Source organism: Sinomicrobium halophytocola (assembly GCF_052983395.1).
In genome coordinates this window covers 1-3,949 of sequence record NZ_JBRKIT010000030.1, presented here as the reverse complement: position 1 = coordinate 3,949, position 3,949 = coordinate 1, and the positions used below count along the sequence as shown (strand labels likewise).

At 44.3% G+C, this 3,949-nt stretch carries 4 protein-coding genes; all 4 read right to left on the bottom strand.

The window, feature by feature from the left end; translation table 11 throughout:
- On the bottom strand, window positions 1-1,115 hold a 1,115-nt coding region (locus ACVBDY_RS12520), incomplete at its 3' end, for a transposase (protein ID WP_123218450.1).
- A 154-nt stretch (window positions 1,116-1,269) separates the two neighbouring features.
- Entirely contained in the window at window positions 1,270-1,575 is a 306-nt protein-coding gene (locus ACVBDY_RS12515) for a DoxX family protein (RefSeq protein WP_240643180.1), read from the bottom strand.
- A gap of 46 nt (window positions 1,576-1,621) precedes the next feature.
- Window positions 1,622-2,572 carry an alpha/beta hydrolase gene (locus ACVBDY_RS12510; RefSeq protein ID WP_170164618.1) on the bottom strand — a complete coding sequence of 317 codons (951 nt, stop codon included), beginning with the start codon at window positions 2,570-2,572 and terminating at the stop codon, window positions 1,622-1,624.
- A 40-nt stretch (window positions 2,573-2,612) separates the two neighbouring features.
- Window positions 2,613-3,761 carry a transposase gene (locus tag ACVBDY_RS12505; RefSeq protein ID WP_447175797.1) on the bottom strand — a complete coding sequence of 383 codons (1,149 nt, stop codon included), beginning with the start codon at window positions 3,759-3,761 and terminating at the stop codon, window positions 2,613-2,615.
- Window positions 3,762-3,949 lie beyond the last annotated feature (188 nt).

The following is a 3,949-nucleotide window of genomic DNA, read 5'->3' as shown; positions in this document are numbered from 1 at the left end:
TTGATATATTTCTGATTTTTGTTCAAGTGTGGGTTGATCCCAAAGGTTGAAAAAAATCGGTTCATGAGTAAAGCGTTGTGGTTCATGGTCTTGATGTCTGTCATAGAGAACGCTCCGCGTTGTTCTTTGGGAATGTTTAACCAGTGAGCTGCCTTGGCGAGATTGGTAGCGGTCAGTGCCATATTGAAGTGGAAGTCGAGTTTGTTCTCACTACGGGCCTGACAGTTTTCCAGTGTGGTATGTTGTTTGGCATCCCGATAGATGAACTCGATCTGGAAACGTAGGCGGTAATACTTCACTATGGTTGTTGCATTGAATGTTGTGTTGGTAGAAAAATACAGCTTATATTTTTTCCCACAAGGTACCCGTACCACCCTGATATTGCGTTCCAAGGCTACCGAATAGAGTACGGCAGTCATGGCCAGAGTCCCGTCTTCCAGTTCCACGGTTTGGAAATGGTCATCACGGATGTCTTTATGTATGACTTTACCATCATATTTTTTGGGCCTGCCCCTGCCGCTTTTTTTGGGGCCAAGGTAGAGGTCTCTGAGATTGGCATCGTCCCGCAGCCTACCCACAAAATGGAATCCTGCCCCACAAACAGTATCGATAAAGGTCTTCTTGGTGAACCAGGCATCGGCTACCACCACACGGGAGAGTCCGGATAAGCTATTGCTGGAGGTAGCGAAACAGTCCGCATAAAGTTCGGCCAGTGATTTATCACAAGACGCATCGGTTAGCGTCTGGCGGGCATCCAAGTGAAAACCGGTATGGTTGTCCACATCAATGGCGGCCATGCCCAGGAGTTCCAGTCCGCGTTTGACCCCTCCGGCCTGTCCTGACCAGAAATAGCCGAGCCCCGGGGTTTTCTTGCCTGATTTGGCAATGTAACTGGGATCGATGGCAATCACGTAATGTCCGCTGCCGTGCTGTTGGACCAGTTCTTTATTGAACCCAAGGAAATCGAAAGGCTTTTCGAATTGGATACGAAAACGCTGTTCACTATATTTGCTGTATCTTTCCAATTGTCGGAAGTTGATACGGCCCTTGATGGACAAGAACAGGGTGAAAGTCTCCACCATGAAACGCTGCCTGGAGGCGTTGATATTTTGCATATTAAACAATATGTTGACTATCTATGTTTTGTATAGGTTATAACCCTTGGTGACCATATCTTATAAACGTCTTGGAAAATACTATTAAAATACTGAAAACCAATTGTTTATTAAAATTTTCTCATCCCTTTTTATACACTTATTTCATTATAAATCAGAAACTTTTATCAAAGTGTAACACAGTATTGAGTAAAAGAAACGGTAGCTCAATAGCCACGCCTTTAAGGTCTTTATCTGCAAAATGAAAACAAATGATTAGCAAAATTCCCACAGCCATTAAAAAATTTCCCCAAACAAATGTTTTAGGAAAAAGAATCATTACAGCACTTAGCATTGTAACGGCCCCGGTAATCATCAGTCCGGTTTTATTGAAATTCCACTTACCAAACATTTCCATCATTTCGGGTTTACCCGTTAGCATGGCATAGCCTTGTTTTAGCCCCATAAATACAGCTACCAATGAGTATGCCGTTTATAATTTTTAGTATCATAACTGTTGGTTTTAGTTATTCAAACGCCCTTTTAATGGCTGCTACCCTTGCACTCCAAAAATCTTTTGATGCTTTGGCATCTGGAGCCAGCCCGTCAAAAACATGCACCATGCCGGGGTAAATATGCAGTTCTACCTGGTTGCCGGCAGCGGCAAGTTTTTGGGCATACTCGATGGATTCATCCCGCAGACAATCCATAGTTCCCACTGCTATGAACGCATCTGGCAGGTTGCTTAAATCTTCTATCATATTCGGCACAGTCTTGCCATATTCACTTTCGGGAACATTGGTGAGGTAGCATTGAAAGCCGTAATGGTTCATCCAGCTATCCCAAACGCCTACGCTGTTAATTTCTTTATTGCTGTCAGATGTGTCCCTAATATCAAGCATGGGATAGGCCATTGCCTGCAAAAGAATTTTGGGTCCACCTTCGTTTCTGGCTCTGATGGCAACAGATGTGGTTAGTAGTCCACCAGCACTGCCACCGCCCACAACTACTTTGTCTTTATTAATGCCAAACTCATCGGCGTTACCAACAACATGTAGCAAGCCTTCGTAGCAGTCGTTAAGTGGCTTTGGATAAGGATTTTCGGGTGTGAGGCGGTAGTTTACAGAAGTGATGACACAGTCGAGCTCAAGGGCCAGATTGTACAAGGTGCTGTCTTCCTGCTCAGGTAATCCACTCATAGTGCCACCGCCGTGTATCCAATACAATAGTGGTTTTGGATTGGTTTCGGTAAGTGGTGTAAATACCCTTAGTTGCGTTTCCAACCCATCGCTGTTGGTGAAAAATTTATTTTCAACCCGTAGTTGGTCGGTGCTACTTACAGCTACCTGCTGTGCCATTTGTTGTAAAGCCCCCCTAAAAACTTCCTGCAAGGGCATTCCTTCGGGCGGTGCGGGCTGGCTGGTATAGGCTTTTAAGATGGGTACAAGCTCGTCAGAGATTTTGTTTTGGTACTTCATGTGCATTTAATTTAAAATGTTTCAATAGTTCGTTAAAAAATTAAGCGGCGATGGTGCCGTATAGTAAAAGTTCATTGATATATTTCTGATTTTTGTTCAAGTGTGGGTTGATCCCAAAGGTTGAAAAAAATCGGTTCATGAGTAAAGCGTTGTGGTTCATGGTCTTGATGTCTGTCATAGAGAACGCTCCGCGTTGTTCTTTGGGAATGTTTAACCAGTGAGCTGCCTTGGCGAGATTGGTAGCGGTCAGTGCCATATTGAAGTGGAAGTCGAGTTTGTTCTCACTACGGGCCTGACAGTTTTCCAGTGTGGTATGTTGTTTGGCATCCCGATAGATGAACTCGATCTGGAAACGTAGGCGGTAATACTTCACTATGGTTGTTGCATTGAATGTTGTGTTGGTAGAAAAATACAGCTTATATTTTTTCCCACAAGGTACCCGTACCACCCTGATATTGCGTTCCAAGGCTACCGAATAGAGTACGGCAGTCATGGCCAGAGTCCCGTCTTCCAGTTCCACGGTTTGGAAATGGTCATCACGGATGTCTTTATGTATGACTTTACCATCATATTTTTTGGGCCTGCCCCTGCCGCTTTTTTTGGGGCCAAGGTAGAGGTCTCTGAGATTGGCATCGTCCCGCAGCCTACCCACAAAATGGAATCCTGCCCCACAAACAGTATCGATAAAGGTCTTCTTGGTGAACCAGGCATCGGCTACCACCACACGGGAGAGTCCGGATAAGCTATTGCTGGAGGTAGCGAAACAGTCCGCATAAAGTTCGGCCAGTGATTTATCACAAGACGCATCGGTTAGCGTCTGGCGGGCATCCAAGTGAAAACCGGTATGGTTGTCCACATCAATGGCGGCCATGCCCAGGAGTTCCAGTCCGCGTTTGACCCCTCCGGCCTGTCCTGACCAGAAATAGCCGAGCCCCGGGGTTTTCTTGCCTGATTTGGCAATGTAACTGGGATCGATGGCAATCACGTAATGTCCGCTGCCGTGCTGTTGGACCAGTTCTTTATTGAACCCAAGGAAATCGAAAGGCTTTTCGAATTGGATACGAAAACGCTGTTCACTATATTTGCTGTATCTTTCCAATTGTCGGAAGTTGATACGGCCCTTGATGGACAAGAACAGGGTGAAAGTCTCCACCATGAAACGCTGCCTGGAGGCGTTGATATTTTGCATATTAAACAATATGTTGACTATCTATGTTTTGTATAGGTTATAACCCTTGGTGACCATATCTTATAAACGTCTTGGAAAATACTATTAAAATACTGAAAACCAATTGTTTATTAAAATTTTCTCATCCCTTTTTATACACTTATTTCATTATAAATCAGAAACTTTTATCAAAGTGTAACACAGTATTG

What these genes read in the sequence shown, in the direction of transcription:
- ACVBDY_RS12505 (WP_447175797.1), bottom strand. Translation starts at nt 3,761, where the DNA reads ATGCAAAATATCAACGCCTCCAGGCAGCGTTTCATGGTGGAGACTTTC.
- ACVBDY_RS12510 (WP_170164618.1), bottom strand. Translation starts at nt 2,572, where the DNA reads ATGAAGTACCAAAACAAAATCTCTGACGAGCTTGTACCCATCTTAAAA.